General features: G+C 70.1%; 19 protein-coding genes. 9 read left to right on the top strand and 10 right to left on the bottom strand.

What is annotated here, in order from left to right; translation table 11 throughout:
• Positions 1 to 129 precede the first annotated feature (129 nt).
• On the top strand, positions 130 to 891 hold the full coding sequence (locus tag KO481_RS32515; protein ID WP_215922295.1) for a lysophospholipid acyltransferase family protein: 762 nt from the start codon (positions 130 to 132) through the stop codon (positions 889 to 891).
• A gap of 23 nt (positions 892 to 914) precedes the next feature.
• Here KO481_RS32515 and KO481_RS32510 read toward each other — a convergent pair whose 3' ends face one another.
• The 3 genes from KO481_RS32510 to abmR are packed head-to-tail and all read right to left on the bottom strand — an operon-like array spanning position 915 to position 2333.
• Positions 915 to 1232 (bottom strand): GNAT family N-acetyltransferase, encoded by a 318-nt coding sequence (locus KO481_RS32510; protein WP_215922294.1) that lies wholly within the window; start codon positions 1230 to 1232, stop codon positions 915 to 917.
• 45 nt (positions 1233 to 1277) lie between these two features.
• Positions 1278 to 1709 (bottom strand): type II 3-dehydroquinate dehydratase, encoded by a 432-nt coding sequence (gene aroQ / locus KO481_RS32505; RefSeq protein ID WP_215922293.1) that lies wholly within the window; start codon positions 1707 to 1709, stop codon positions 1278 to 1280.
• A 24-nt stretch (positions 1710 to 1733) separates the two neighbouring features.
• Complete coding sequence (abmR, locus tag KO481_RS32500) at positions 1734 to 2333, bottom strand: ATP-binding transcription factor AbmR (protein ID WP_215922292.1); 600 nt, start codon at positions 2331 to 2333, stop codon at positions 1734 to 1736.
• A 276-nt stretch (positions 2334 to 2609) separates the two neighbouring features.
• On the opposite strand from abmR, the gene KO481_RS32495 reads away from it, so the two are divergent.
• Positions 2610 to 4289 (top strand): NTF2-like N-terminal transpeptidase domain-containing protein, encoded by a 1680-nt coding sequence (locus KO481_RS32495; protein ID WP_215922291.1) that lies wholly within the window; start codon positions 2610 to 2612, stop codon positions 4287 to 4289.
• Positions 4290 to 4328: 39 nt separating this feature from the next.
• Here KO481_RS32495 and KO481_RS32490 read toward each other — a convergent pair whose 3' ends face one another.
• From KO481_RS32490 to KO481_RS32480, 3 genes are read right to left on the bottom strand one after another with little or no spacing between them, the layout of a single operon-like run.
• Positions 4329 to 4763 carry a DUF3054 domain-containing protein gene (locus tag KO481_RS32490; RefSeq protein ID WP_215922290.1) on the bottom strand — a complete coding sequence of 145 codons (435 nt, stop codon included), beginning with the start codon at positions 4761 to 4763 and terminating at the stop codon, positions 4329 to 4331.
• Positions 4764 to 4817: 54 nt separating this feature from the next.
• Complete coding sequence (locus tag KO481_RS32485) at positions 4818 to 5999, bottom strand: lysylphosphatidylglycerol synthase transmembrane domain-containing protein (RefSeq protein WP_215922289.1); 1182 nt, start codon at positions 5997 to 5999, stop codon at positions 4818 to 4820.
• 5 nt (positions 6000 to 6004) lie between these two features.
• Positions 6005 to 7570 (bottom strand): adenylate/guanylate cyclase domain-containing protein, encoded by a 1566-nt coding sequence (locus KO481_RS32480; RefSeq protein WP_215922351.1) that lies wholly within the window; start codon positions 7568 to 7570, stop codon positions 6005 to 6007.
• Between the two features lie 252 nt (positions 7571 to 7822).
• Here KO481_RS32480 and KO481_RS32475 point away from each other — a divergent pair, with 252 nt between their 5' ends.
• The 5 genes from KO481_RS32475 (at position 7823) to KO481_RS32455 (ending at position 12820) form a co-directional block, all read left to right on the top strand.
• A complete protein-coding gene (locus KO481_RS32475; protein WP_215922350.1) occupies positions 7823 to 9058 on the top strand; it encodes an AI-2E family transporter in 1236 nt (411 codons plus the stop codon).
• A gap of 58 nt (positions 9059 to 9116) precedes the next feature.
• Positions 9117 to 10367, top strand: coding sequence for a MacS family sensor histidine kinase (gene macS / locus KO481_RS32470; protein ID WP_215922349.1), 1251 nt, complete (start codon positions 9117 to 9119; stop codon positions 10365 to 10367).
• Positions 10364 to 11023: a response regulator gene (locus KO481_RS32465; RefSeq protein WP_215922288.1), complete on the top strand. Its 660-nt coding sequence runs from the start codon at positions 10364 to 10366 to the stop codon at positions 11021 to 11023. The genes macS and KO481_RS32465 overlap by 4 nt, the downstream gene beginning before the upstream one ends.
• Positions 11024 to 11259: 236 nt before the next feature.
• Positions 11260 to 11871, top strand: coding sequence for a DUF1707 SHOCT-like domain-containing protein (locus tag KO481_RS32460; RefSeq protein ID WP_215922348.1), 612 nt, complete (start codon positions 11260 to 11262; stop codon positions 11869 to 11871).
• 151 nt (positions 11872 to 12022) lie between these two features.
• Positions 12023 to 12820, top strand: a complete 798-nt coding sequence (locus tag KO481_RS32455; protein WP_215922287.1) for an alpha/beta fold hydrolase — start codon at positions 12023 to 12025, stop codon at positions 12818 to 12820.
• Positions 12821 to 12822: 2 nt separating this feature from the next.
• Here the strand turns inward: KO481_RS32455 and KO481_RS32450 are convergent, their stop codons facing one another.
• From KO481_RS32450 to KO481_RS32435, 4 genes are all read right to left on the bottom strand, one after another.
• Complete coding sequence (locus KO481_RS32450) at positions 12823 to 15870, bottom strand: MMPL family transporter (protein ID WP_215922286.1); 3048 nt, start codon at positions 15868 to 15870, stop codon at positions 12823 to 12825.
• Positions 15870 to 16607, bottom strand: coding sequence for an NYN domain-containing protein (locus KO481_RS32445; protein WP_372452159.1), 738 nt, complete (start codon positions 16605 to 16607; stop codon positions 15870 to 15872). Before KO481_RS32445 ends, KO481_RS32450 begins: the two co-directional genes overlap by 1 nt.
• A 97-nt stretch (positions 16608 to 16704) precedes the next feature.
• Complete coding sequence (gene trmB, locus KO481_RS32440; protein WP_245401785.1) at positions 16705 to 17658, bottom strand: tRNA (guanosine(46)-N7)-methyltransferase TrmB; 954 nt, start codon at positions 17656 to 17658, stop codon at positions 16705 to 16707.
• 116 nt (positions 17659 to 17774) lie between these two features.
• Positions 17775 to 19166, bottom strand: a complete 1392-nt coding sequence (locus KO481_RS32435) for a lipase family protein (RefSeq protein ID WP_215922284.1) — start codon at positions 19164 to 19166, stop codon at positions 17775 to 17777.
• A gap of 434 nt (positions 19167 to 19600) precedes the next feature.
• Here KO481_RS32435 and KO481_RS32430 point away from each other — a divergent pair, with 434 nt between their 5' ends.
• Together KO481_RS32430 and KO481_RS32425 are read left to right on the top strand one after the other, a co-directional pair.
• Entirely contained in the window at positions 19601 to 20713 is a 1113-nt protein-coding gene (locus tag KO481_RS32430; protein WP_215922283.1) for a hypothetical protein, read from the top strand.
• Positions 20700 to 22259: a P-loop NTPase family protein gene (locus KO481_RS32425; RefSeq protein ID WP_215922282.1), complete on the top strand. Its 1560-nt coding sequence runs from the start codon at positions 20700 to 20702 to the stop codon at positions 22257 to 22259. The genes KO481_RS32430 and KO481_RS32425 overlap by 14 nt, the downstream gene beginning before the upstream one ends.
• The last annotated feature ends 189 nt before the right edge of the window (positions 22260 to 22448 follow it).

Raw genomic sequence — 22448 nt, 5'->3', positions numbered from 1 at the left:
CGCATATATCGCCGTCACTTCGCCTCGGCGGGGCGCGCGATGTGCGCGGGACCACCGACGATCCGTTGTGGGTGCGTCGGTGCGCGGCAGCCGTGGACGCCGGTGATCGCTGCCCTTAGGGTGGGGCGCATGGATCGGCCCGAGGTGGACCTGAGCAACAACCAGCACGTCTACGACTTCTATCGGGAGCACCGTCAACGCCGGTTGCAGGCGTGGGGTGCGTATGCGTTGCTGGCGCGCAGGTACCGTCCGCGGATCGGTTACGCGCCCGGCGCGCGCGAGCGACTGCGGGATTTGATATCCCAGCGCCGGCCCCTGCTGATCGTGATCAACCATCTGTCGCAACAGGATCCCTACACCGTTGCCGCCGCGGCCTGGCGCAGCACCCTGCGGCCGGTCATCGGGCGCACCCGGGTGCTGGCCAAGGACGAGCTGTTCCTCGAGCCGGGGCTGCGCCGCCGCATCGACATGATGGGCGGGATTCCCGTGTTCCGCGGTAAGGATCACGGATTGCGCGCGGTGAACGCGGCGGGCCAGCTGATGATCGACATCTGCGCCGAGCGGATGGCCCGCGGCGACGGCATCGCGATCTTCCCCGAGGGCACCTGCAACGACGTCGATCCCGGCCAGGTGCAGGCGGTCGGCAGTGGGGTCGGGCACATCGCCTTCCGGGCGATGAAGCTCGGCGCCCGGCCGGCCCTGGTCAGCCTCGGTCTCAGCTACGGCCCCCGCGCCGATCCGGCCGTGGAACCGACCAAGGCCGAGGCGTTTTCGGCCAGTTTCCATTTCGGCGTTCCGGTACCGGAGCTCCCGGCGCGGCCGGCCGAGGTCGCGCGGCTCGTGCGCACCGAGCTGCAGCAGGCGCTGGACGGCGCGGTCGCCGCGTACTGACCCGACCGGCGCCGCCGCGCCGGTCACTGCGGCAACCCGAACCGCTCGCGCGCCCACGCGGGCACCAGCGCCACGTATTCGGGCCGCGACTCGATGAAATGGCGCACCATCGGGCACATCGGCAGAATGCCGAAGCCCTGGTCCCGGGTGGTGTCCAGGGCGGCCTGCACGAGCCGGCGCCCGTAGCCCTGGCCGCCGAACTCCGGGTAGATCTCGGTGTGCACGAAGGCCCGTTCGGACGCGGTGTCCTGATACTCCGCCATGCCCGCGAGCTTCCCGTCGACGGACAACTCGAACCGATTCAGGGCGGTGTTGTCGCGAACCTCCGGGTTCGATGCCATTTTCCCAGCGTAAGCGGTGTGGTTGCGGGATGGTGGGATTGCGGCTCAGCGGGTACCGAGGAATTCGATGGCCGCGGCGTAGCCCTGGATGCCCATGCCCGCGATGACGGCGGTGGCGATGGGGGAGATGTAGGAGTGGTGCCGGAATTCCTCGCGGGCATGCACATTGGAGATGTGCACCTCGACGATCGGCACCTCGGGGATGACCAGGGCGTCGCGCAGCGCCACCGAGGTATGGGTGAGCCCGCCCGGATTGATCACGATCGCGGACTCGGCGCCGCGGGCGGCGTGGATCCGATCGATCAGCGCCCCCTCGGAATTCGACTGGAACGCGACGATCTCGCGGTCGAATCGCGCCGCGGTCTTGCGGCACAGCTCCACGACGTCGTCGAGGGTGTCCGAGCCGTAGACCTCGGGTTGCCGGGTGCCCAGCATGTTCAGGTTCGGTCCGTTGAGCACGAGGATCGGCGCTGCCATGCTGGACACCCTAGCCGTGGCGGCCTACAGACCGCGCGGGCCTTCCGCTCTGAGGTCGTCGACCTTGGTCATCGCCTCGCGCAGTTCCGCGAGCCATTCCTCGGCGTGCTTGCCGGCCAGCTTCACCGTCCAGGCCAGCGCGTCGGACCGGGAGCGGGCCACGCCGGCGTCGACGAGCGTGTCCAGCACCTTGCGCTCGGACTGGCGCAGCCGGGTCATGACCGGAACGGCCTGATGGGTGAACAGGATTCGCTCGTCGCCGAGCTGCACGCCCCAGGAGACCGCGCGGCCGAAGCGGGCCTGCGCCTCCTGCGCGATCTGCATGCGCGCCGGGCGGGTGGACTCGCGGAAGCGCGCGATCTGCCCCTCCTGGGTGGCGCGCGGAACCTTCGCGGTGGGCGCCTCGGCGTCCGCCGGTTGCTCCGCATCGGCCGGCGCCTCCGGGCGGAGCGTGCCGACCACGACGATCTCGTCGCGATCGATGTCGACCGTCGGTGTGCCGCTGAACCATTCGCGCGGCAATCTGCCAGCGAACCAGTCCGGCGCCTCGGCGGCGTCCGGCAGGTCGGCCTGCTGCCACCCGCCGGGGCGCCCGAACCCGTGTCCTCTTTGTCCGTGTCTCATGGGCCTACCTCACTTGCCTTGAAGCGTTGTAACACTGATTACAAGATTACGCCCAAATGCCTCCGTGGAATTCCGCTGGTGGAGAACAGACTCGGGTCTATTGAATGGTGAACACGGATCAGGAATCCGTGGCCGGTGCGACGGAAGTCGCGAATCGGGCACTATTGTGGTCGCTGAGCATGGAGAATGCGGACGGTCCCGCGACGGCACCGCCGATCAACTCCTCGGGTACGGTTGGCCGTGTTGCTGGAGTGACAAGAGTGAAGAGTGGGCGATATGGATGTGAGGGGATCCCGCCGCATTCGGGTTAAGGGTGCAGCGGCAATCGCTGGGGCTGCCGTCCTGGTGGTCACGTTGGGGTCGTGTGGCAGTGACAGCACCCCGACGGACCCGCACGGCATCGTCGATCGATTCACCGAGCTGCTGAACGACAAGGACGCGACCGGGGCGGCGGACCTGACCTCCTACCCCGGTGGCGCCGCGGCTTCGCTGAAGCAGATCTTCGGCGGGCTCAACTCCGGCAAACCCGATTACCAGGTCGCCCAGTACATCGGGCTGGACGCGACGACATCCATGTTCAATCTCAAGGCGGACTGGAACTTCGGGCCCGGCAAGGACTGGACCTTCGACCTGCAGGGCAGCATCCGCAAGCTCGCGATCGGCTGGCGGATTTCCTGGGATCCGACCGTGGTGATGCCGCAGCTGGACAACACCCGCTCGGTCAAACTGGTCCGCACCGATGCCACTCCGGCGCCCAAGGTCGACGACAACACCGGCGCGCGGCTGATGACCCAGCAGAACATCAACGTCATCACGCTCGATCCGGCCAAGATGCCGGATCCGGTCGCCTCCACCAATGCCCTCGCCGACGCCATCTCCCCGGTCGCGCCGCTGATCACCGGTCCCTCACTGCTGCAGCAACTCTCGGCCTCGCGGGGCAAGCCCATCACCGCGGTCTCCCTGCGCGACGACGATTTCGCGATCCTGCAGCCCCGGATGGCGCCGATTCCCGGCGTCGTCATGCTGCAGCAGCCGCAGCTGGTCGTCGCCGATCGCCGGGTCTGGTCGCCGCTGACCGACGCGTACAAGAAGGTGTGGCAGGACAATCGGAACGCGCACGCCGGCTGGGGTGTGCAGCTGTTCGGGTCGGACGGCAAGTTCATCTCCCAGCCGGCCGGGCAGCAGGGCCCGCCGGGGCCCGATATCGCCGCCACCATGGACCAGAAGCTGCAGCGCGCGGCGGAGGACGCGGTCGTCAGCGTCGGCACCGCGGCCTCGATCGTGGCCATCCAGCCGTCCACGGGTGCGGTCGTCGCGGCCGCACAGAACAATCAGGCCAGCGCGCAGGGCTCGCCCGCTTTTACCGACGCCTATCCGGCCGGTAGCAATATGGACCTGTTCAAGGCGGCTGCGGCCATCCTGAAAAACAAGGCGCCGCAAGATGTTTCGGTGAAGGACGCGGCCGAGGCGGCCACCCGCCTGGGCGTCGGCATCGGATTCCAGGTGCCCGGCCTCGACGAGACCACCGGCCGGGTGCCGATCACCGGACCCGGTGTCGAACAGGTGAAGGACGGCGGCTCGGACCCGATCCTGGCCAGCACCTTCGGCATGGCGATCGCGGCGGCCAGCATCTCGCACGGCGCGCTGACGCCTCCCCAGATCGAGATCGGCCGCCCGGCCACGACCAAGGCCCAGCTCTCGCAGCTACCCGGGGCGGTCGTCGACAAACTGCGCGCGATGCTGCGTGATTCGGCGGCGGACGGTCCGGACCTGGCGAGCCTGCGCCGCTACGCGGGCGTCAATGCGTTCGCCGCGACCGCGGGCACCAGCGGCTGGCTGATCGGGAACATGGGCGATCTGGCCTTCGCCATCCACATCGACGATGTCGACAGCGGCGACGCGACCGCGCGCATGGCCACCCGCATGCTGCAGTCGTTGGCGACCCCGGACAGCTGACCGCGCAGCGCTATTCGTTGACGCGCCGCGCCCTTGCGGCTATTCGGGACGCGCCGCGCCCTTGCGCGAGACCCCACCGCGCCGCCGGATCACCAGCCACAGCGCCCGCCAGCCCAGCAGGAACAACCCCAGCACCGACGCGGCGACGACGATGAAACTGAACTCGACGCCCTGACCGCTGACCACCCGCAGCACCATGCCCCCGATCAGGGTGACCAGCCAGGCCGAGACGCCCGCGGGCCAGAGCGCCCCGGCATCGAATTCCGCTAGCACCGGGGTGAATTGGTGTTCGCTCTCGCCCTGGGCGTGGATCACCAGCGCCACCACCCAGCCGAGCAGCAGCCCGACCGCGAAGGGCCACAGCGTGCGGAACAACCCCGCGCTGATCACGGCCTCGTGGTGGCTGTTGCGCCCGATTACGCAGAACACGATCACCAGCACGGCATCGATCACGTACGGCACCAGTCTCTTCACCCCATGAACAGTAGCGCCCGGCCCGTGCGAATCGGGCGCACCCGGACCCCGGGGCTACGCGGGATCCGGCCCGGCGGAGGGCTGTGGCGGACCGTCGGAGTCGTCCGGACCGTCCGGAGACGGTTGCGGCTCACCGCGATACCGTCGTTCGGGCAGCATCGAGCGTTCCTCGAACTCCTGCTCCAGCTCCGCGTCGCCGGCCTGCGTGCCGCGGAACAGGAACGCGAACACGATCCAGCCGATGATCGCCACCAGAATCAGGCTGACGAGTCGGTACAGGCCCGCAACCGCGACCGCCTGGGCGAACGGCAGCCCCGCGACGGCGGTGAGACTGTAGATGAGAGTGGCATCGACGGTGCCGATCCCGCCCGGCGCGAACGGGACGCTGCCGACCGCCTTGCCCACGCTGAACACGACCATCAGCGCGGCCAGTCGCGGGTGTGCGCCCACCGAGTAGCAGGCCGCCGCCAGGCACGCCACGTCGGCGAGGCGGTGCATCAGCGCCCACACCACGACCAGCGCACCGTCCCGGCGGTTCAGGTCCACCGCCTCGAGCTGGTGCAGGATCTCGTCGACCTTGTCCATCCCGGCCTCGCCCGGATGCCGCCGGATGCGGTTGACCAGGTGCACGATTCGGCGCAGCAGCGCCCGCAGCGATCCGGGATTGCCCGAGGTGTAGTTCCCGGCCACCACCAGCAGGATCAGCGCGCCCAGCGACAGCGCGACCTTCCAGATCCCGACCCGATCGCCGACCAGCACCGCGCCGCCGACGCCGAGCAGCGCCAGGCCCGCGGCCGCCACCACGCCCGATATCACCAGCTGCCAGGAGGCCACGATCGGGCTGGCGCCCCAGCGCCGGGTCTGGCGGTAGGTGAACGCCGCGGAGAACACCTGCCCGGCCGGCAGCGTCACCGCCATCGCCGTCGCGCCGTAGACGACCGACACCGAGCGGCGCTGGCTCACCCGGACCCCGCCCGCATGCAGCAGCTGCTTCTGGATCCGCCCGAATCCGCTCATGGAGATCGCCTGGGTGACGATGCACGCCGCGAGCCAGCCCCAGTGGATGCTGGTGAGATTGCGCCAGGATTCGTGCAGGCGCGGGTAGAGGTAGACGCCCTCGGCGATCAGCAGCGCGAAGACGGCGACGCCGAGCACCCATCTCAACCACCAGAACCGGCGCCGACCCGATGCCGGAAGCGGCTCGGATTGGCCAGCCGGTTCGCCATGAGCCGTCACAGGGGTCAGCCTATCGGGGATGGTGCGTCGGTGTCCCCGGCCGCATCGAGCGCGATGTCCTCGGCCGCCCCCCGGGGCCAGGCGAGCCTGGTCTTGCGGCGCCGCCCGCGCAGCTGCACCTCGTCGCCGGACTCCCACAGCTCCTGTTCGTCCAGGTCGGCGAAGTACAGCGCGCTGCCGGAGGTCAGCACCCGCTCGGGCCGGTCCTTGGCCAGTTCGGTCAGGCGGGATGCCTCGTTGACCGGATCGCCGATCACCGTGTACTCGAAACGATTGGCCGCACCGATATTTCCGGCGACCGCCAGCCCCGCCGAGACGCCGATGCCGATGTCCAGGCCGGGCACCTCCCGCAGCGCCTCGCGCAGGTCCCGCGCGGCGGCCAGCGCCGCGGTCGGCGCATCGGGCCGGTCCAGCGGCGCACCGAAGATGGCCAGCGCGGCGTCGCCGACGAACTTGTTGATCAGCCCGTTGTGCCGGTCGATCACATCCACCACGATCCGGAAGAATTCGTTGAGCAGGCTGACCACCTCGGTCGGCGGCCGTTCGGCCGCGGTCGCGGTGGAGCCGACCATGTCCACGAACAACACTGCCACGAACCGGGTTTCACCGCCCAGTTCGGTGCCGTACTCCAGCGCCCGCCGGGCCACCTCCTCCCCGACGTGCTGGCCGAACAGCTCCTGCAGCTCGCGGCGCTGCGCGGCCTCGCCCATCATCCGGTTGAAACCGACCTGCAGCAGCCCGATCTCGGAGCCGTCGAACACCTCGACCTGCACATCCCGGGCGCCCTCCTGCACCCGGTCGATGGCCTGGGAGAGCTGGCGCACGGGATCGGAGATGCTGGAGGCGGTCAGCATGGACAGGGCCAGCGCCTGCATGATCACCACGCCGCACAGCAGCAGGATCGACACCGCCAGCGACTGCGCCGAGAAGTGCACCTGCGAGGTGATCTGGGTGGTGCACAGCAGCACGATCGCGATGACCGGTGCGAACGTGCCCATGCCCCAGGTCATGGCCATGCGGGTGCCGACGCCGGGGGTGAGGGTGTGATCGAAGCTGCCCACCGAGAGCGCGTGCGCGGCGACCGGGCGCAGAATCCGCTCGCCCAGCATGTAGGTGAAGCCGAAGACGATGGTGGCGGCCATACATTCGGTCACGATGACCGCGCCGGCCAGCTGCGGGGTGTCCACGATGATCGTCGCGGCCAGTACCGCACCGCCCACCAGCCAGAGCGTCAGATGGACGATGGCCTGGCGCAGCGGGGCGTGCAGCGCGGCCATCTGCTCCTGGCGGCTCGGCGGCCCGCCACGCACCTGCCAGCGCATGACCGGCCGCAGCATCAACGCCGACGCCGTCAGGCTGAGCACGCCGCCGATCACGAAGACCAGTCCGGGAACCAGCAGGCCGGTGCGCCGCACGCCGGTGGGGGCACCCTCCGGGGAGGGAAGTCCGTACTGGATGAAGGCCCACACCAGAATCGCGCCGAAGGCGTTGGCGGCCAGCATCGATGCCAGGTAGAGCGGCCAGCGCGTGTGCATGGTCCGCCTGACCGCCTCGAGGTGTGCAGCATCCATCGCACTCACCGACGGGTCGGTAGTGTGATCGACAAGGCATCTCCGGGGGCGGACACGGTCACCAATCTAGCGTCCTGCGGCGGTTCGTCGTGCTTACCCACCCCGCCGGCACCGCGGGCTCGCCCGGCCCACCGTAGCCCATGTCACGTGCCAGCCGTGAGCCGGACCGATAGGCTCGGCCGGGTGACTGACGTGGGTTCGGGCGGGGGCACATCCGGCGACGCGGGCGCCGCGGCACCCGGCGGCGGGGCGGTGCGGCGGACCGCGGCCGATTCGGTTCATCCCTTCGTGCGGGTGGCCGCCGAATGGTGCTGGCGGCTGCTGATCCTGGTGCTGTCCGTCGTCGTGATCGGATATATCTCCCGCAGGCTGGCGACCGTGGTGATCCCGGTGGCCATCGCACTGCTGGCCGCGGCGCTGCTCGTGCCCCTGGTGAATCTGCTGCAGCGACTGGGCCTGCCGCGCGCCGTCGGCGTGTTCGTCGCGCTGGTCGGCTCACTCGGGGTGATCGCCGGACTGTTCACCTTCGTCATCGAGCAGATCGTGACCGGTGTGCCGCAGCTGGCCGACGAATTCAAGACCAGCGTCCACACCGTGCAGGACTGGCTCATCAACGGCCCGCTGCACCTGAGCACCGATCAGATCAACAACGCGGGCAACACCATCGTCAAGACCCTGGAACAGAACCAGTCCGCGCTGACCAGCGGCGCGCTGACCACCGCCGCCGCGATCGGCGAGTTCCTGACCGGCGCCTTCCTGACCCTGTTCATCCTGATCTTCTTCCTGTACGGCGGCGATCAGATCTGGAACTTCGTCACTCGGGTGGTGCCGACCCCACAGCGCGAGCGGGTGCGCACCGCCGGGCGCTTGGGCTTCGGATCGCTGATCGGATTCGTGCGCGCGACGGTCGTCGTGGCCGCGGTGGATGCCATCGGCATCGGCACGGGCCTGGCGATTCTCTCGGTGCCGCTGGCCCTGCCGCTGGCCACGCTGGTGTTCATCGGCGCATTCATCCCGATCGTCGGTTCGCTGCTGGCCGGGTCCATCGCGGTCTTCCTGGCCCTGATGACCAAGGGGCTGGTCACGGCGCTGATCGTGCTGGGCATCACGATCGCGGTGATGCAGCTGGAAAGCCATGTGCTGCAACCGCTGGTGATGGGGCGCGCGGTGCGGATCCACCCGCTGGCGGTGGTGTTGGCGATCACCACGGGTGTGGTGCTGTACGGGCTGGTCGGCGGTCTGCTGGCGGTGCCCTTCGCCGCGGTGATGAATACCGCGATCCACTCACTGCTGGCCGGTAATTCGGATGAGCTGTACCAGGAGCTCCACAGCGGATCGCCGGGCACGCCCATGTTCCACGCCGAGCCGGACACGCCGGATCCGGACAAGTACACCGTGCCCGCGCCGAGCGCGGATGCCATCGTGTCCGATGCGCGATCCGATGCGGGCGAATCCGGGTTGGCCGCCGAGCGCGGCGATGTCGATTGACCGCGAATCCGCTGTGTGGCAACGGCATTCCCGTAATCCTCGTGACGACGGCGTGACGATGCGCCGCGCCGATGCCGCGGAGTCCGCGTCCGATGCGGTGGCGACCGTGCCCCTCTGGCGTGCGGCTCAAGCATTTCGCCTGGTGACGTTGGTGTATGCGATCGGCCAGCAGATCGCCTCGGTGCCGCACTACACCCGTCCGGGGCTGAGTTGGGTGCTGATCGGTGTGCTGGTGGTCTGGTCGATCGTCTCGGCGGTGCTGCTGTCCGCCGGTGGTGCCTCCGAGGGCTCCGCGTGGTTACGCGGACTGCCGTCGTCGGGCCCCGGGATCGTCCGGCTGTGTACGGCGGTGGTGATCGGGGATCACGTGGTGGTGATCGCGCTGATGGCGGCCACCCGCGTGGTCGCCGGCTACGGGTGGTTTCACGGCCATCAGACCCTTCCGACCACCATGTGGGCGGCCAATGTGGTGATCTCCGCGGCGATCTTGACCGGTCCGGTCGGCGGGGTGCTGTCGGGGATACTGATCTCGGCGGTGAGCATTGCCGTTCGGGCGCAATGGGAATTGGATCTGTGGGCCGATGCGACCGCGCCGATGCTGGTCTCGGTCGGACTGGCGCTGGGCCTGGCCGCCAATACCGCCCGCCGCGCCCAGCGCCAGCTGCAGCGGGCCACGCTGCTGGCCGCCGCCACCCGCGAGCGTGAGCGCCTGTCGCGGGAGGTGCACGACGGGGTGCTGCAGGTGCTCAGCTATATCACCCGGCGAGGCACCGAGATCGGCGGTGCGACAGCGGAATTGGCGAATCGGGCGAGCGAGCAGGAGGTGGCGCTGCGGGTGCTGCTGTCCGAGCAGGGCGCCGCGCCGAGCCCGGAAGCGTTGCGTGGCTCGGATTGCGGTGCGGCCCAGGAGGATCTGCGTCCGTTGCTGGCCGTCCAGGCCACGCCGTCGGTCTTCGTTTCCGCGCCCGGCGATCCGGTGCCCGTCGCGGGGGCGGTGGCGCGGGAGCTGTCCGCGGCGGTCGCCGCGGCCCTGTCCAACACCGTGCGGCACGGCGGATCCGGCGCGAAAGCCTATGTGCTGCTGGAGGATACCGGCGACGAGCTGATTCTCAGCGTGCGCGACGACGGCCCGGGTATCGCGCCGGGGCGCCTGGACGCGGCCGCCGCCGAGGGCAGGATGGGGGTCTCGCACTCGATCCTCGGGCGGATCGCCGCGCTGGGCGGCGTCGCGCGGCTGCGCACCGACGAGGGGACCGAATGGGAATTCCGGGTACCGCGCGGGCGGCCCGGCCGGAGGGTGATGACATGACCGACGACGGTGTGCCGCAGGCGATCTCGGTAATGGTGGTCGACGACCATCCGATGTGGCGGGACGGGGTGTCCCGAGATCTGACCGAGGCCGGATACACGGTGACCGCGACCGCGGACGGGGTCGCCACCGCCACCCGCCGGGCCGCGGCGGTGCGGCCGGACGTGGTGCTGATGGACATGCAGCTGCCCGATGGCAACGGCGCCCTGGCCACCACCGAGGTGCTGCGGGTATCCCCGCGCAGCCGGGTGCTGGTGCTGTCGGCGTCGGCCGAGCGCGCCGATGTGCTCGACGCGATCAAGGCCGGCGCCCTCGGGTATCTGGTCAAGAGTGCCTCGGCGGCCGAGCTGATCGCCGCCGTGCGCGCCACCGCCGCCGGTCAGGCGGTCTTCACCCCGGGCCTGGCCGGGCTGGTTCTCGGTGAATTCCGGCGCATCGCCAACGCCCCGGCCGAGCGGGACACTCCGGCCCTGACCGATCGGGAGACCGAGGTGCTGCGCCTGGTCGCCAAGGGCCTGTCCGCCAAGCAGATAGCCACCCGCCTGACCGTGAGCCATCGGACGGTGGAGAACCATGTGCAGGCCACGCTGCGTAAGTTGCAGCTTGCGAACCGTGTCGAGCTCACTCGCTATGCCATCGAGCACGGACTGGAGTAAGCGTCGAGCTACAGCGCACTCACCGCTATGCCATCGAGCAGGGATTGGAATAAGGCCCGGCCGTTCAGGCACCGAGCCGGTCCGGGCGATCCGGCCGGAGCATGCGGGACGAACGGGGTGCAACCTCAGGGATTGCCCTGATGTGCGGGCCCCGCGGCGTCGGTAGCCTCGGTGTCATGGCTGGTGAAACGGTTTCCGCTGCTGGCGCCGCGCCCAAGGCCGACGCCGGGGGTGCGGTGGGCGATCGGGATCTGCGGGTCTCCGACGGCGAGCGCGACCACGTCGGGATGCTGCTGCAGCGTGCGGTGGGCCTGGGCATGCTGTCGCTGGGGGAGTTCACCGAGCGGATGGACACCGCGCTGGCCGCGAAGACGCGCGGCGAGCTCAATGCGGTCCTGATCGATCTGCCGGGCATCCGCCTGATCGGTCAGCCGAATCCGGCACCGCCGACCTATGCCAAGGGCCCGCGGTCCGCGCCCGGAACCGTCATCCGCGCCCGGATGTCCTCGGTGAACCGCAAGGGCGCCTGGCAGGTTCCGCCCTCGATGTACCTGAACAACCACATGTCCGGCGTCACGCTGGATTTCACCCAGGCCGTGATGTCCACCCAGGTGGTGGAGCTACGGATGGACGACTTCTGCTCCTCCCTGACGCTGATCCTGCCGCCGGCGGCCACCGTCGATCTCAACGGCCTCGACCTGATCGGATCCAGCGCGAACAACAAGGCGCGCACCGGCCCACCGCTCGGCCCGCTGCACGTGGTCGTGCACGGACGGGTGCGGTTCGGATCGGTCACCGCCAAGTATTCGGCCGCGGCCCAGTGGCGCCGCCTGATGTCCGGATTCTGATTCGCCGGTTCGGCATCGACGGTCGGCGCTGTCCGCCCCCGGGTACGTCGTGCGGTGTCATGGCGGCGCTTCCGAGGGCCTGCGTGGTTACGCTTCGCTGCCGCCTCCGGCCCGCCGGTGCGCGCCGCGGCACCCGGGTATCGTTCCCGCCATGGTGAAGCGTGTCGCGGCCGAACCGGAACCGTACTATCGTGCCGGCCGGGGCGCGCCCGTGCTGTTGCTGCACGGCCTGCTGCTGACCTGGGAGTCCTGGGGTGGGGTGCTCGACGAATTATCCAGTGATCACGAGGTTTTGGCGCCCACCCTGCCCGGCCACTGGGGCGGTCCCGAGGCGCCGCGACCCGCGACGTTTGCGGCGCTAGCCGATTTCGCGGAGTCCGTACTCGACGAAAATGGCTGGAGCACAGTGCATGTGGCGGGCAACTCGCTGGGCGGATGGCTGGCGCTGGAGCTGGCCGCGCGCGGCCGTGCCCGATCGGTGACGGTCATCGCGCCCGGGGGCCTGTGGGATTCCGACGCCCAGGCCGCTCAGCAGCTGATCCGCAAGTACCGCGCCTTCGGCCCGGTGATCGGGATCGGCGCGGGCGCCGCGGCCCCGCCGATGGTGCGCAGCCTGGTGATTCCGCTGCTGGCCTACCGGCCCGCCGCGGTGCCGCATGCCCTGGCCACCGCCAGCGCCGCCGCGCCCGCGCACTGCCACATCGTCGACGATCTCGCCGAAGACCCCACGCTCGCAACCGGATTCACCCGCCTGGCCGACATCGAGGCGCCGGTCACCGTGCTGCTGTGCGAGCACGACCGGGTGCTTCCGGCCCGGTTCCAGGGCCGGACCGAAACCCTGCCCGGTATCGAGGCCCGCACCCTGCCCGGGGTCGGCCACGTCCCCATGCTGGAGGACCCGGGCGCGGTGGCCGTCGAAATCCGTGCGGGCATGGCCCGCGCGCGGTAGCCCTACGACTCCCGGTTCTGGCGGCGGAGTAGTTCGTTCACACTGACCGTCCGGTTGCCGCTGTCGTGGTGCTTGCCCTCGTCCGGATCGGATTCGAGCGAGCGGCGGCGCGACGAGCGCAGATCGGCCATCCACTGTTCGATACTGCTGCGGTCGGCGTCCTGCGGGCGCGACGATTCCGTCGCCGACGCGGGGCGCGGTGCGACGTGCCGCGGCGATTCGCCGTGCGCGGCCGGCGCGGCGTGCTGCGGCGGATCCACCGGCGGCCGGGTGTAGTCCGCCCGAGGCAGCGAATCCGCCTGCGGGCGGTGCAATTCCGTGGCGGGTACCGGCTCGGTGGCCGCGGTGAGGGGCGCGGCGTTCGCCGGGTCCGTCTCGTGCGGCTGATACCGCTGGGCACGGGTGGCCGGATGCGGCGGCACCGGTCCGGTCTGCGTGGGCCGCGGCGGCAGGATCCGCGGCGCGGCGCCCGGATCCCGCGGTGCCTCACCCGCCGCGTGCTCGACCCCGGCGTCCGGCAGGCCCGAGGGCACCGCGGGGCGCCCCGGCTGACGCGGAGGTGAGATCGCGGGAGAGGCGGAGACGTCCGCCGACTCGACGGGCGCCGTGGCATCCGGCAGGTTCAGGGTGGACTGGCCCGGCTGCGGCTTCTCGGCCGCCGGCGCGATGAGTCCCTGCGCGGCATCCGCATCCGACTCGACGGCCGGGGATTCCGCGATCCGCTCGGTCGGCGCCTCGGGGTCGACGTGACGCAGGAAGCGCGGGCGCCGGGGCTTACGCCCCTGCTTGACCGGCGTGCCGTCGGGCATCATCGGAATCTGCATGGTCACCGGGTCGGTGACCGGGGTGGTCTTGATCAGGTCGACGACCTCGCCGTCCTGGGGCCGCGCATCGTCGAGGATGGGCTCGCCCAGGCCGACCTTCTGCTGGATTCGCTTCATCCACGCCGGCGCCCACCAGCAGTCGTCGCCGAGCAGTTTCATCGTCGCCGGAACCAGCAGCATGCGCAGCACGGTCGCGTCGATGAGCAGTGCCGAGACCATGCCGTAGGCGATGTACTGCATCATCACCAGCTTGGAGAAGGCGAACGCGCCGGTCACCACGAGCAGGATCAGCGCGGCGGCGGTGATGATGCGGCCGGTCTGCGCGGTGCCGATCCGCACTGCCTCGGTCGTGCTGGCCCCCTGGGCGCGCGCCTCCACCATCCGTGAGAGCAGGAAGACCTCGTAGTCGATCGACAGGCCGTAGATGAGTGCAATGATCAACACCAGCACCGGCGCGGTGATCGGCTGTGGCGTGAAATTCATCAGCCCGGCCCCGTGACCGTCGATGAAGATCCAGGTCAGGATGCCCAGCGTCGAGCCCAGGCCCAGGGCGCTCATCAGCGCGGCCTTGATCGGCAGCACCAGCGAACCGAAGGTCAGGAACATCAGCAGCGTGGTGATCAGGACGACCAGGATGATCATCAGCGGCATCCGGTTCAGGAGCGCGTTGACGCTGTCCATCATTACCGCCGGGGAACCGCCGACCAATAGTTGCACGTCGGCGGGCAGGGGGATCGATCGCAGATAATCGATGGTGTCGCTGGGGTGTGCGGGATCCTGGATCGTCGTGGAGACCTGCCAGACATCGGATCCGCTGGGTGGCGGCGTCGTGAGCTGGAAGTGCCCGACCAGACCGGGCGCCTTGTTCGCCTCCGCGAGCACGCCGCTGATCTCGGTGGTGTTCTTGGTCTCGATGACCAGGTTGATCGGGTCGGTGCGCCGCTCCGGGAACAGCCGATCGAATTCCGCCTGCGCCATGCGGGTCGGATTGTCCGGCGGCAGGTAGGTCTCGCTGATGCCGCCGAACTGCAGATTCTTCACCGGGATGATCAGCAGGAGCAGCAGGATGCACAGCGGCACCGCCACCTTGAGCGGATGTTTCATCACCCACTGCACGCACCGGCCCCAGAGGCCGTTCTCGATCTCCTCGGTGGTCTTGGTCTTGCGGAACCACTTCAGGCCCAGCATATCGACGCGCCGCCCGAGAATGCTCAGGATGGCGGGCAGGATCGTGAGCGAGGCCAGTGCGGCCAGCCCGACGGTCGCGATCGTGCCGTAGGCGAGGGATTTGAGGAAGCCCTGTGGGAACAGCAGCATGCTCGCGCTGGCCGCGATGATCATGGTCGCGGAGAAGGCGACGGTGCGGCCCGCGGTCATCACCGAGCGGCGCACCGCCGCGCGGGTGTCGTAGCCGTCGGCCAGCTCCTCGCGGAAGCGGCTCACGATGAATAGGCCGTAGTCGATGGCCAGGCCCAGGCCGACCATCGAGACGACCGCGCCCACAAAGGAGTTCACGTCGGTGAGCTTCGTGATGCCCATGACGATGCCGTTGGCGCCGATGACGGTGAGTCCGCCGACGATCAGCGGCAGCGCCGCGGCCACGACGCCGCCGAAGATGAAGAACAGCAGCACGGCCACGGCCGGGATGGCCAGGATCTCCATGCGATGGATATCCTCGGCGATGGTGTCGTTGAGCGTGCCCGCGACCGCCTGCAGGCCGGCCACCTGGACGTTGACGCCCGGAATGTCGAAGGCGTCCTTGACCTCCCGGAAGTTCTGCATCGTCGAGGTGTCGTCGTCGCCCTTGAGCGCGATCGTGGCGAAGGCGACCTTGCGGTCCTTGGAGATGGTGATCGTCGGCGAGTAGTTGACGACGCCGGTGACCTTCCAGGGCGCGATGTAGACCCGGCTGATCTGGTCGGGGTGGTTCTTGGGCAGGTTGTTCAGGCTGTTGACGACCGTCTGCTGGAAGGCGGGATCGTCGACGGTCTTACCGTCCGGCGCCGTGTACAGCACGATGACGTCGCCGGCGTGGTCGCGACCGTAGGTCGAATCCAATATCTCGGCCGCCTGCGTCGACTCCGAGCCGGGATCGTCCCACCCGCTGGAGCTGAGATGGTCGGCCAGATTGAGTCCGAATGCGCCCAGGCCGAGTAGACCGGCCACCATGACACCAAGTACGGCGAATCGGAATCGGTAGACCAGATCGCCCCAGCGGGTGAACACTAAGCGACTCCTTGCGCGGGGCGGGAGGTGAGCAGCGCCGACAGCGGCCGGAAGGGCTGCAGCCATGCTCCTTCGTCGGGCAACGACTCGAGGCTGACCCGGGGCAGCGGTTCACGGAACACGCCCGGGATGTCCTCGAGGTCGATGAAGTCGAGGATATCGGACGTCACGGCCCAGCTCGCGTGCTCGCGGAATCCGAGCACCTGCACCGGAACTCCGCTCGCCGCGATCTCCTCGAGCGGCTCGCGGAACGCCTGGCCGTCGGCCGAGGCCACCATGATGCCCGCCAGGCCGGCGCCGCGGCGGCGCAATTCGATATGGGCCAGCATGTCGCTGTCCACATCGGAGTCCTCGTCGATCTTGGGCTTGGCGAAGACCGCGTAGCCGACGTTGCGCAGGGCCTCCACCCACGGCCGCACCACATCGGCGGTGCCGGGGGCGATGTTGGTGAAGACGGTGGCCTCGGCCTCCACCCGCTGCGTGTTGCCGACCGAGAGTTCGGCGGTACGGGCCAGGAGCCAGCGCCCCAGCGCGTCGAAGCGGGGCCGGTAGGCCGCGGTGGGCCGCCCGCCGAGAATCGCGCCCAGACCCATGTCGAGGTTCGGCGCGTCCCAGACCAGCAGCACTCTCCGCACGTCGGTGGCCCCGCCCTGCGGGGTGGCGCCGCCCGAGGCCGCCGCGGCCGGGGCGGACGGGGTGCTCTCGCCGCCGCCCTCGACCATCTCGGCGACGTCCATCACATCGCGGTCGATCTCACTGACCGTCATGACATGGCCCCCGGGGTGCCGGGCATGGCCGGGCTGGCTGAGCTAATTGTTCGCTCGCTTCGCACGCTCATGAGTCGATCTTCCCCCAAATGAGCTCGGTGATGGCGCTTCCGGCCCGATGCGCCTTGCTTTCGAATTTGGTGACGGGCCGGTCGAAGCCGATCGGGGTGGGGGTGCGTGCGTGCTCGCGATCGCCGCCCGCGGCCTCGTTCAGGCCGATGAGCTGTGGCTCTGCGGCGCCGACCGCGGCGATGTGCTCGGCGTACTCGGCGTGGTCGGTAGCCACGTGCAGGATTCCGCCGGGGCGCAGGCGGCTGGCGATGAGTGCCATGGTGGCGGGCTGGAGTAGTCGCCGCTTGTGGTGCCGGGCCTTGGGCCACGGGTCGGGGAAGAAGACTCGAACGCCAGTGAGAGAACTTTCGGCAATCATGTTTTCGAGGACGTCCACCGCATCTCCGCGCAACAGCCGGACATTCTCGATGCCCTCGCGCTCGAGGCGCTGTACCAGCTGTGCCAGGCCGGGCTTGTACACCTCGATGCCGATCAGATCGAACTGCGGTTCGGCCTGCGCCATGGCGGCCGTCGCGGTGCCGGTGCCGCAACCGATCTCGATGATCAGGGGCGCCTCGCGGCCGAACCAGGCGGCGGCGTCCAGGCGCTCGTCGCCGACGTCGCGGCCGATGCGCGGCCACATCCGGGCCCACGATTGCTGTTGAGTTGCGGTTAGCGCGCCGCGGCGCGACCGGAAGCTGGTGACCCGGGGGTGCAGGCGGGATCCGGTCGGATGGCCCGGTCCGGTCGCATCGGCGGGCCCCGGTTCCCCGGCCCGCGCGACGGGCTGCGCGGCGCCGGGTGCGGTCCCCACGCTCGGCAGTGGTGCGTCGTCCCCGGCTCGCCGCGGCGCGGAATTCGCGGCCGAATCCGATGCGGTGTGCGGCGTGGTGAGCGGGGCCGATCCTGTGGACCGCGGCCCGGGGACTGACTCGGCAGTGTGGTTCGCGGCGTCGTTCACGGCGTCCATTGTCCAGTATTCGATGATCAGGGCAGCAGGCAGCGTACATATCACCGCGCCGCGCCGCCGGGCATCCACGCCGATGCGTGCGGTGTCCGGCGGGCCCGCGGGGGCGGTGCGGCTGCTCAGGCGGCCATCGTGCCGACCGGCCGCGGCCGCGGCTGTTCCCGCTGCCGCAACGGCCGGCCCAGCGCGACTCGTGTTGCCGTGGCGGTCATTTCGAGCAGGCCGCGCCAGCTCGAGGAATCCGCCAGCACCGACCAGACGGTCCGGGTGCCGGCATTGCACACCGGTCGTCCGGCGATTCGGTCCGCCAGCCAGTCCAGGCTCAGCGGGGTTGCCAGCGGCAACAGGGTGAAATGCTCGCTGAGCCGATCGCGCAGGTAGGTCACATTCGCGCCACCGCGACGGTAGCGCTCGACTTGCTCGTCGATGGCATCGACCGTGACGACCTCGTCGTGCACCGGCTGCAGCACCAGCAGCGGGCAGCGCGGAATGTGCCCGCCCAGGCGCAGCTCGGAGAACATCTCCTGGAGCTCCGGCTCGGCCAGCACCTCATCGAGCGGCCGGTCGAGATAGTCGCCGACGTCGCGATGGGCCAGGCGGGGCAGCGCGATGATGGGCGCCAGCCGCGCGGCCAGATCCAGCAGGCGCCGCCCCTCGGTGTTCAGCTCGGCGTCCAGGATGCGATCCAATGCGGGATACAGGCGGCGCAGCGCAGCGATCATGATCGGCGGGAATCCTGCGAACGGGCCGCCGTTGACCCGGCGGAAGACCAGTTCCGGATCGCCGACCGGCGCGCCCAGCACCGCGCCGACGATATCGAGCTCGGGTGCGTAGGACGGGGCCATCTCCACCAGCCAGGATCCGGCCATGCCGCCGCCGGAGTATCCCCAGACCGCGACGGGCGTGCGGGAGTGCAGGCCGAGCGGGGCGAAGCGCAGCGCGGCACGGATGCCGTCGAGGGAGCGGTAGCCCGGCTCGCGTGGCGCGCCGAAATTGCCGTGCGGGCCCCCGTGGTCGGCGATGCTCACTGCCCAGCCGCGGCGCAGGGCGCCCGCGACCAGCATCCATTCCAGCTGAGTGATCGAACCGGGTGCGTTGGCGCCCATCCGCAGGGCGTAGGAGGGCGCGCCCTGTTCCGCGGTCGCGTCGACAGCCGATTCGAAGGCCAGCAGCGGGCGTTCGGCGTCGGGATCCGCACCCGCCGGGAGCAGCACGGTGGTGACCGCCGCCTCGGCCTCGCCGTGCATGTCGTTGCTGCGATAGAGCAGCTGCCAGGCCGAGACCTGCTGCGGAATTACCCCGAGCAGGCCGATCCGCACCGTGCGGCTGCGCAGGATGGTGCCGGGCGCGTACCTGGCCAGGCCGGCCGGTGGGACCAGAAAGGGGTCGCGGGAGGGAAGCAGTGGGTGCCGGGAGCCTTCGGTGCCCGTCTGTGCGGTGGTCGTGACCACATGCGGTCCGCCTGCCGATACTCCCTCGCCCCGTCCGATGACGTCCTCGATGACGGTCATCGCAACCTCCTCGTTGCTCCGGCGACCGGCCCGTATGCCCGGGCTGCCGGGCGGGGCGGTGCTCTGCGTACTTCGTCGATGCGGCGCTGCCGCGTATCGACGCATCCTCGCCGATCGCCTGAGAGTATGCGATTGGACATTCGCCCGAAAAGCTAGCCGACTCCGAATTGTGCTGTCTCTCAAAAGAACACCCGCCCGCAATTGCCGATTCCCAATGCCGAGTTGTGATTAAAGACACAATTCGGGCAAAGTGTGTCCGGAGTTATTCGGCGCGGGACCGTGGAACGGGTGCGTGTGCCCGATGAGAGTGCGTTTGGCGGGTACGGCTTGACGGGGTGGGGGCGGGGGTCGATATTCGGCGGGGGAATACGGTGTTCCGTGCCGACAAACCGGGTCAGTTCTGCGAGAATTGCCCGCCGGAAGGGGGTAGGACCGTGCCTACAGAAGCGCTGTCGTCGCAGGGACCCGCGCCGGAGCTCGATCAGCTGATCGCGAATCTGCGGACCGGCCCGGGGACCGATCCGCAGGTCGCTCAGCAGGTCGTCGCCGCCGCGCAGGCCTGGCAGCGTCCCGCGCGCATTCAGGTGACCGGGCGCGCCGGGGCCGGCAAGACGACGCTGCTGCATGCGCTGGCGCTGATGTCGGCGGAGGAGACCGCGCCCGTGGATGCGCCGAACACGCCGGATCCGGTCCTGGACGCGGACCTGGTGGTCTACGTGCTGGCCTCGACGCTGCAGGCGGGTGATCGCGCCGTGCTGTCCGGACTGCCGCGCGATCGCACGCTGATCGTGCTGAACAAGGCCGACGCGGTCGGTTCGCGGTGGGCCGACGCGGTGGCGGCGGTCGATCAATGCGCCTACGAGATGGGCATGGCGACCCTGCCGGTGGTGGCCGAGCTGGCCGTGCGCACCCGCGCCGGCACCCCGGCCGAGCAGGACCTGACCACGCTGCGGCGGCACGCGGGCACGGCCGATCCGTCGTTCACGCTGACCACGGAACTGTTCACCGGCACGGATTTCGGGCCCGACGTGGCCGACCGTGAGGCCGTCGTCGGCCGCTGGGGACTGTTCGGCGTGTCCACGGCGATGGCCGCGCTGCACCGCGATCCGGATCTCGGGCCGCAGCCGGTGCGGCAGATCTTGCACGCGGTCAGCGGGATCGATCCCGTCCACGCCCTGCTGCACCGCCGGTACGAGCAGGTCGGCGCGCGGCGCGGCGGGGAATTCCTCGACGAACTGGCCCGCCTGGGCGCGCGGGCCGGCGGCGTGGGCGCGGGCCGGGCCCGGGATCTGATCGAGGACTACCTGGCCGGGGACGAGGCGCTGTGGATCGGCCTGCGGGCCGGCCTGGCCTGCCCGGAGGTCATCCACCTAGCCGCGGGATACCCCTCGCCGTATCCGGCCGACGCCGATGATGCGGTGGCGCGGGCCCAGCGCTGGCGCGCGGTGGTGTCCAGCGATATGCCCGCCGCGGCCCGGCGGGCCGCGCTCCGGGTGCACAACGGGTATGTCCGGCTGTTCGAGCGGATGAGCAGTGCCGGACTCTGATCCACCCGCACCCTCGGATGCGGCATCCGATGCGACCGCGGACCTGCCGCCCGAGGTACAGGCCGTCGTGGCGCGCTGGAACCCGCAGGGGGCGGCGCTGTTACGGGCCGCCCGGGGCGGCGCCGCGGGCCCCGACGGCCGCGCGAACGGCGCCACGTCGGTGGCCCTGATCGGTCCGGCCGACGCCAATACCGTGCTGCTGCGCACCGAATTGGCCCGTTTCGAACCGCGCGTCGATCTCACCGATCCGATCGCGGATCCGGCGATGGTGGGCCCGGCCTTCGGCGCCCCGCCCGTCGCGCTGCTGCTGCTCGACGCCGGGGCCACGCTCGGCGCGACCACCCTGGATCTGGTGGGCCGCCTGTGTGCCGACGACACTCGAATCCTGTTCGCCATGAACGGAATTCATGCCCATCCGGACTGGCGGGCGGTGCTGGACCGCAACACCGCGCTGCTGTCGCCGGTGCTGGGTGCCGATCCGCGGATCGTGCCGGTCTCGGCGCGGCTGGCGGTGGCGGCGCGCGGTTCCGGTGACGCCGCGCTCCTGGACCGCTCCGGCCTGGCCGTCCTGCACGCCCGGCTGACCGCCGCGTCGGTCGCGGGCCCGGCGCAGGGCCGACTGGCGGCCGCGATCACCAGGGTGCTGGCCGACACCCGCCAGCGCATCGTCGATCAGGCCGCGGAGCTGAACTCCGGTGCGGCGGTGGCCCGCCTCCGCGCCGAGCGTGCGACGCTGCTGGCCGGCCGCGACGGCGGCCGCGCCCAGGCGATGTCGGCGCTGCGCAATCGCATGCACCTGGCGCGGGTGGACCTGCTGCATGAGACGGGCGCCCGCATCCGGGCGCTGAACGCCTCGGCCAGAACGGAATTGGACCGGCTCAGCCGCGCCGAGGCCAAGACCTATCCCGAGCAGCTGCAGCTGTCGGTGAATCAGCTGACCGCGGAGCTGGACGGCGTGCTGACCGGTCGGCTGGCGGAGCTGTCCCGCCAGGTCGCGGCTGTCACCGGTCCCGCGCCGGAATCCGCCGAGGCGAACGCGCTGTTGCCGCGCACGGATCCGCCGCCGCGGGTGGGTCCCGATCCCGAACCCCGGCATCGGGGTGTGGAAGATCACTTGATGATCGCGCTGGGCGCCTCGGGCGGGTTCGGTCTGGGCCGGCTCGTGGTTGCCCCACTCACGCTGGTTCCCGCGCTGAATTACGCGACGATTCCGGTCACGCTGCTGCTCGGGGCCGCGGTGGCCTACTGGGTGGTGCGGGCGCGCGGGCGCATCGCCGATCGGGCGCACCTGCGGCAGTGGGTGAACGATGCGCTGGTGAACGTGAAGGCCCAGCTGGAGCAACGGGTCTCGACGGCGCTGGTGGAGGCGGAGTCACGGCTCACCGATCTGGTCGTGCTGACGACGACCGCGCGAGTGGTGGAAACGGACCGCCGCATTGCGGAATTGGAGTCCCAGGTGCGTGAACTCAATTCCCGCCAGCCCGCGCAACTGGCCGCCTGCCGGCGTGACCTCGAGATTCTGGAATCCGCCGCCACCCAGCACTGATCGGTGCGAACGCGGAATTTGCTGCGCGGTGATACCGAGGGCGCGAGGGACTTTCTAACACTCCGGAACGGCGCATTTCCGGGAAACGGCCGATTCGTGATGTTTCTCGCGCCCGAGGTTGCGGTCCATCTCGGCGGGGTACCGAGTGAGGAACCCCATTCCGTACTCGCCGTCACATCGCGTTAACCT

This window comes from Nocardia albiluteola (assembly GCF_018860155.1).
GTDB lineage: Bacteria > Actinomycetota > Actinomycetes > Mycobacteriales > Mycobacteriaceae > Nocardia > Nocardia albiluteola.
This window is presented reverse-complemented; position numbering and strand designations above follow the sequence as displayed.

Coding starts and splice junctions, on each gene's coding strand:
- KO481_RS32515 (WP_215922295.1), top strand. CDS start 130: ATGGATCGGCCCGAGGTGGACCTGAGCAACAACCAGCACGTCTACGAC.
- KO481_RS32510 (WP_215922294.1), bottom strand. CDS start 1,232: ATGGCATCGAACCCGGAGGTTCGCGACAACACCGCCCTGAATCGGTTC.
- aroQ (WP_215922293.1), bottom strand. CDS start 1,709: ATGGCAGCGCCGATCCTCGTGCTCAACGGACCGAACCTGAACATGCTG.
- abmR (WP_215922292.1), bottom strand. CDS start 2,333: ATGAGACACGGACAAAGAGGACACGGGTTCGGGCGCCCCGGCGGGTGG.
- KO481_RS32495 (WP_215922291.1), top strand. CDS start 2,610: ATGGATGTGAGGGGATCCCGCCGCATTCGGGTTAAGGGTGCAGCGGCA.
- KO481_RS32480 (WP_215922351.1), bottom strand. CDS start 7,570: ATGGATGCTGCACACCTCGAGGCGGTCAGGCGGACCATGCACACGCGC.
- macS (WP_215922349.1), top strand. CDS start 9,117: ATGCGCCGCGCCGATGCCGCGGAGTCCGCGTCCGATGCGGTGGCGACC.
- KO481_RS32465 (WP_215922288.1), top strand. CDS start 10,364: ATGACCGACGACGGTGTGCCGCAGGCGATCTCGGTAATGGTGGTCGAC.
- KO481_RS32455 (WP_215922287.1), top strand. CDS start 12,023: ATGGTGAAGCGTGTCGCGGCCGAACCGGAACCGTACTATCGTGCCGGC.
- KO481_RS32445 (WP_372452159.1), bottom strand. CDS start 16,607: ATGGACGTCGCCGAGATGGTCGAGGGCGGCGGCGAGAGCACCCCGTCC.
- trmB (WP_245401785.1), bottom strand. CDS start 17,658: ATGGACGCCGTGAACGACGCCGCGAACCACACTGCCGAGTCAGTCCCC.
- KO481_RS32435 (WP_215922284.1), bottom strand. CDS start 19,166: ATGACCGTCATCGAGGACGTCATCGGACGGGGCGAGGGAGTATCGGCA.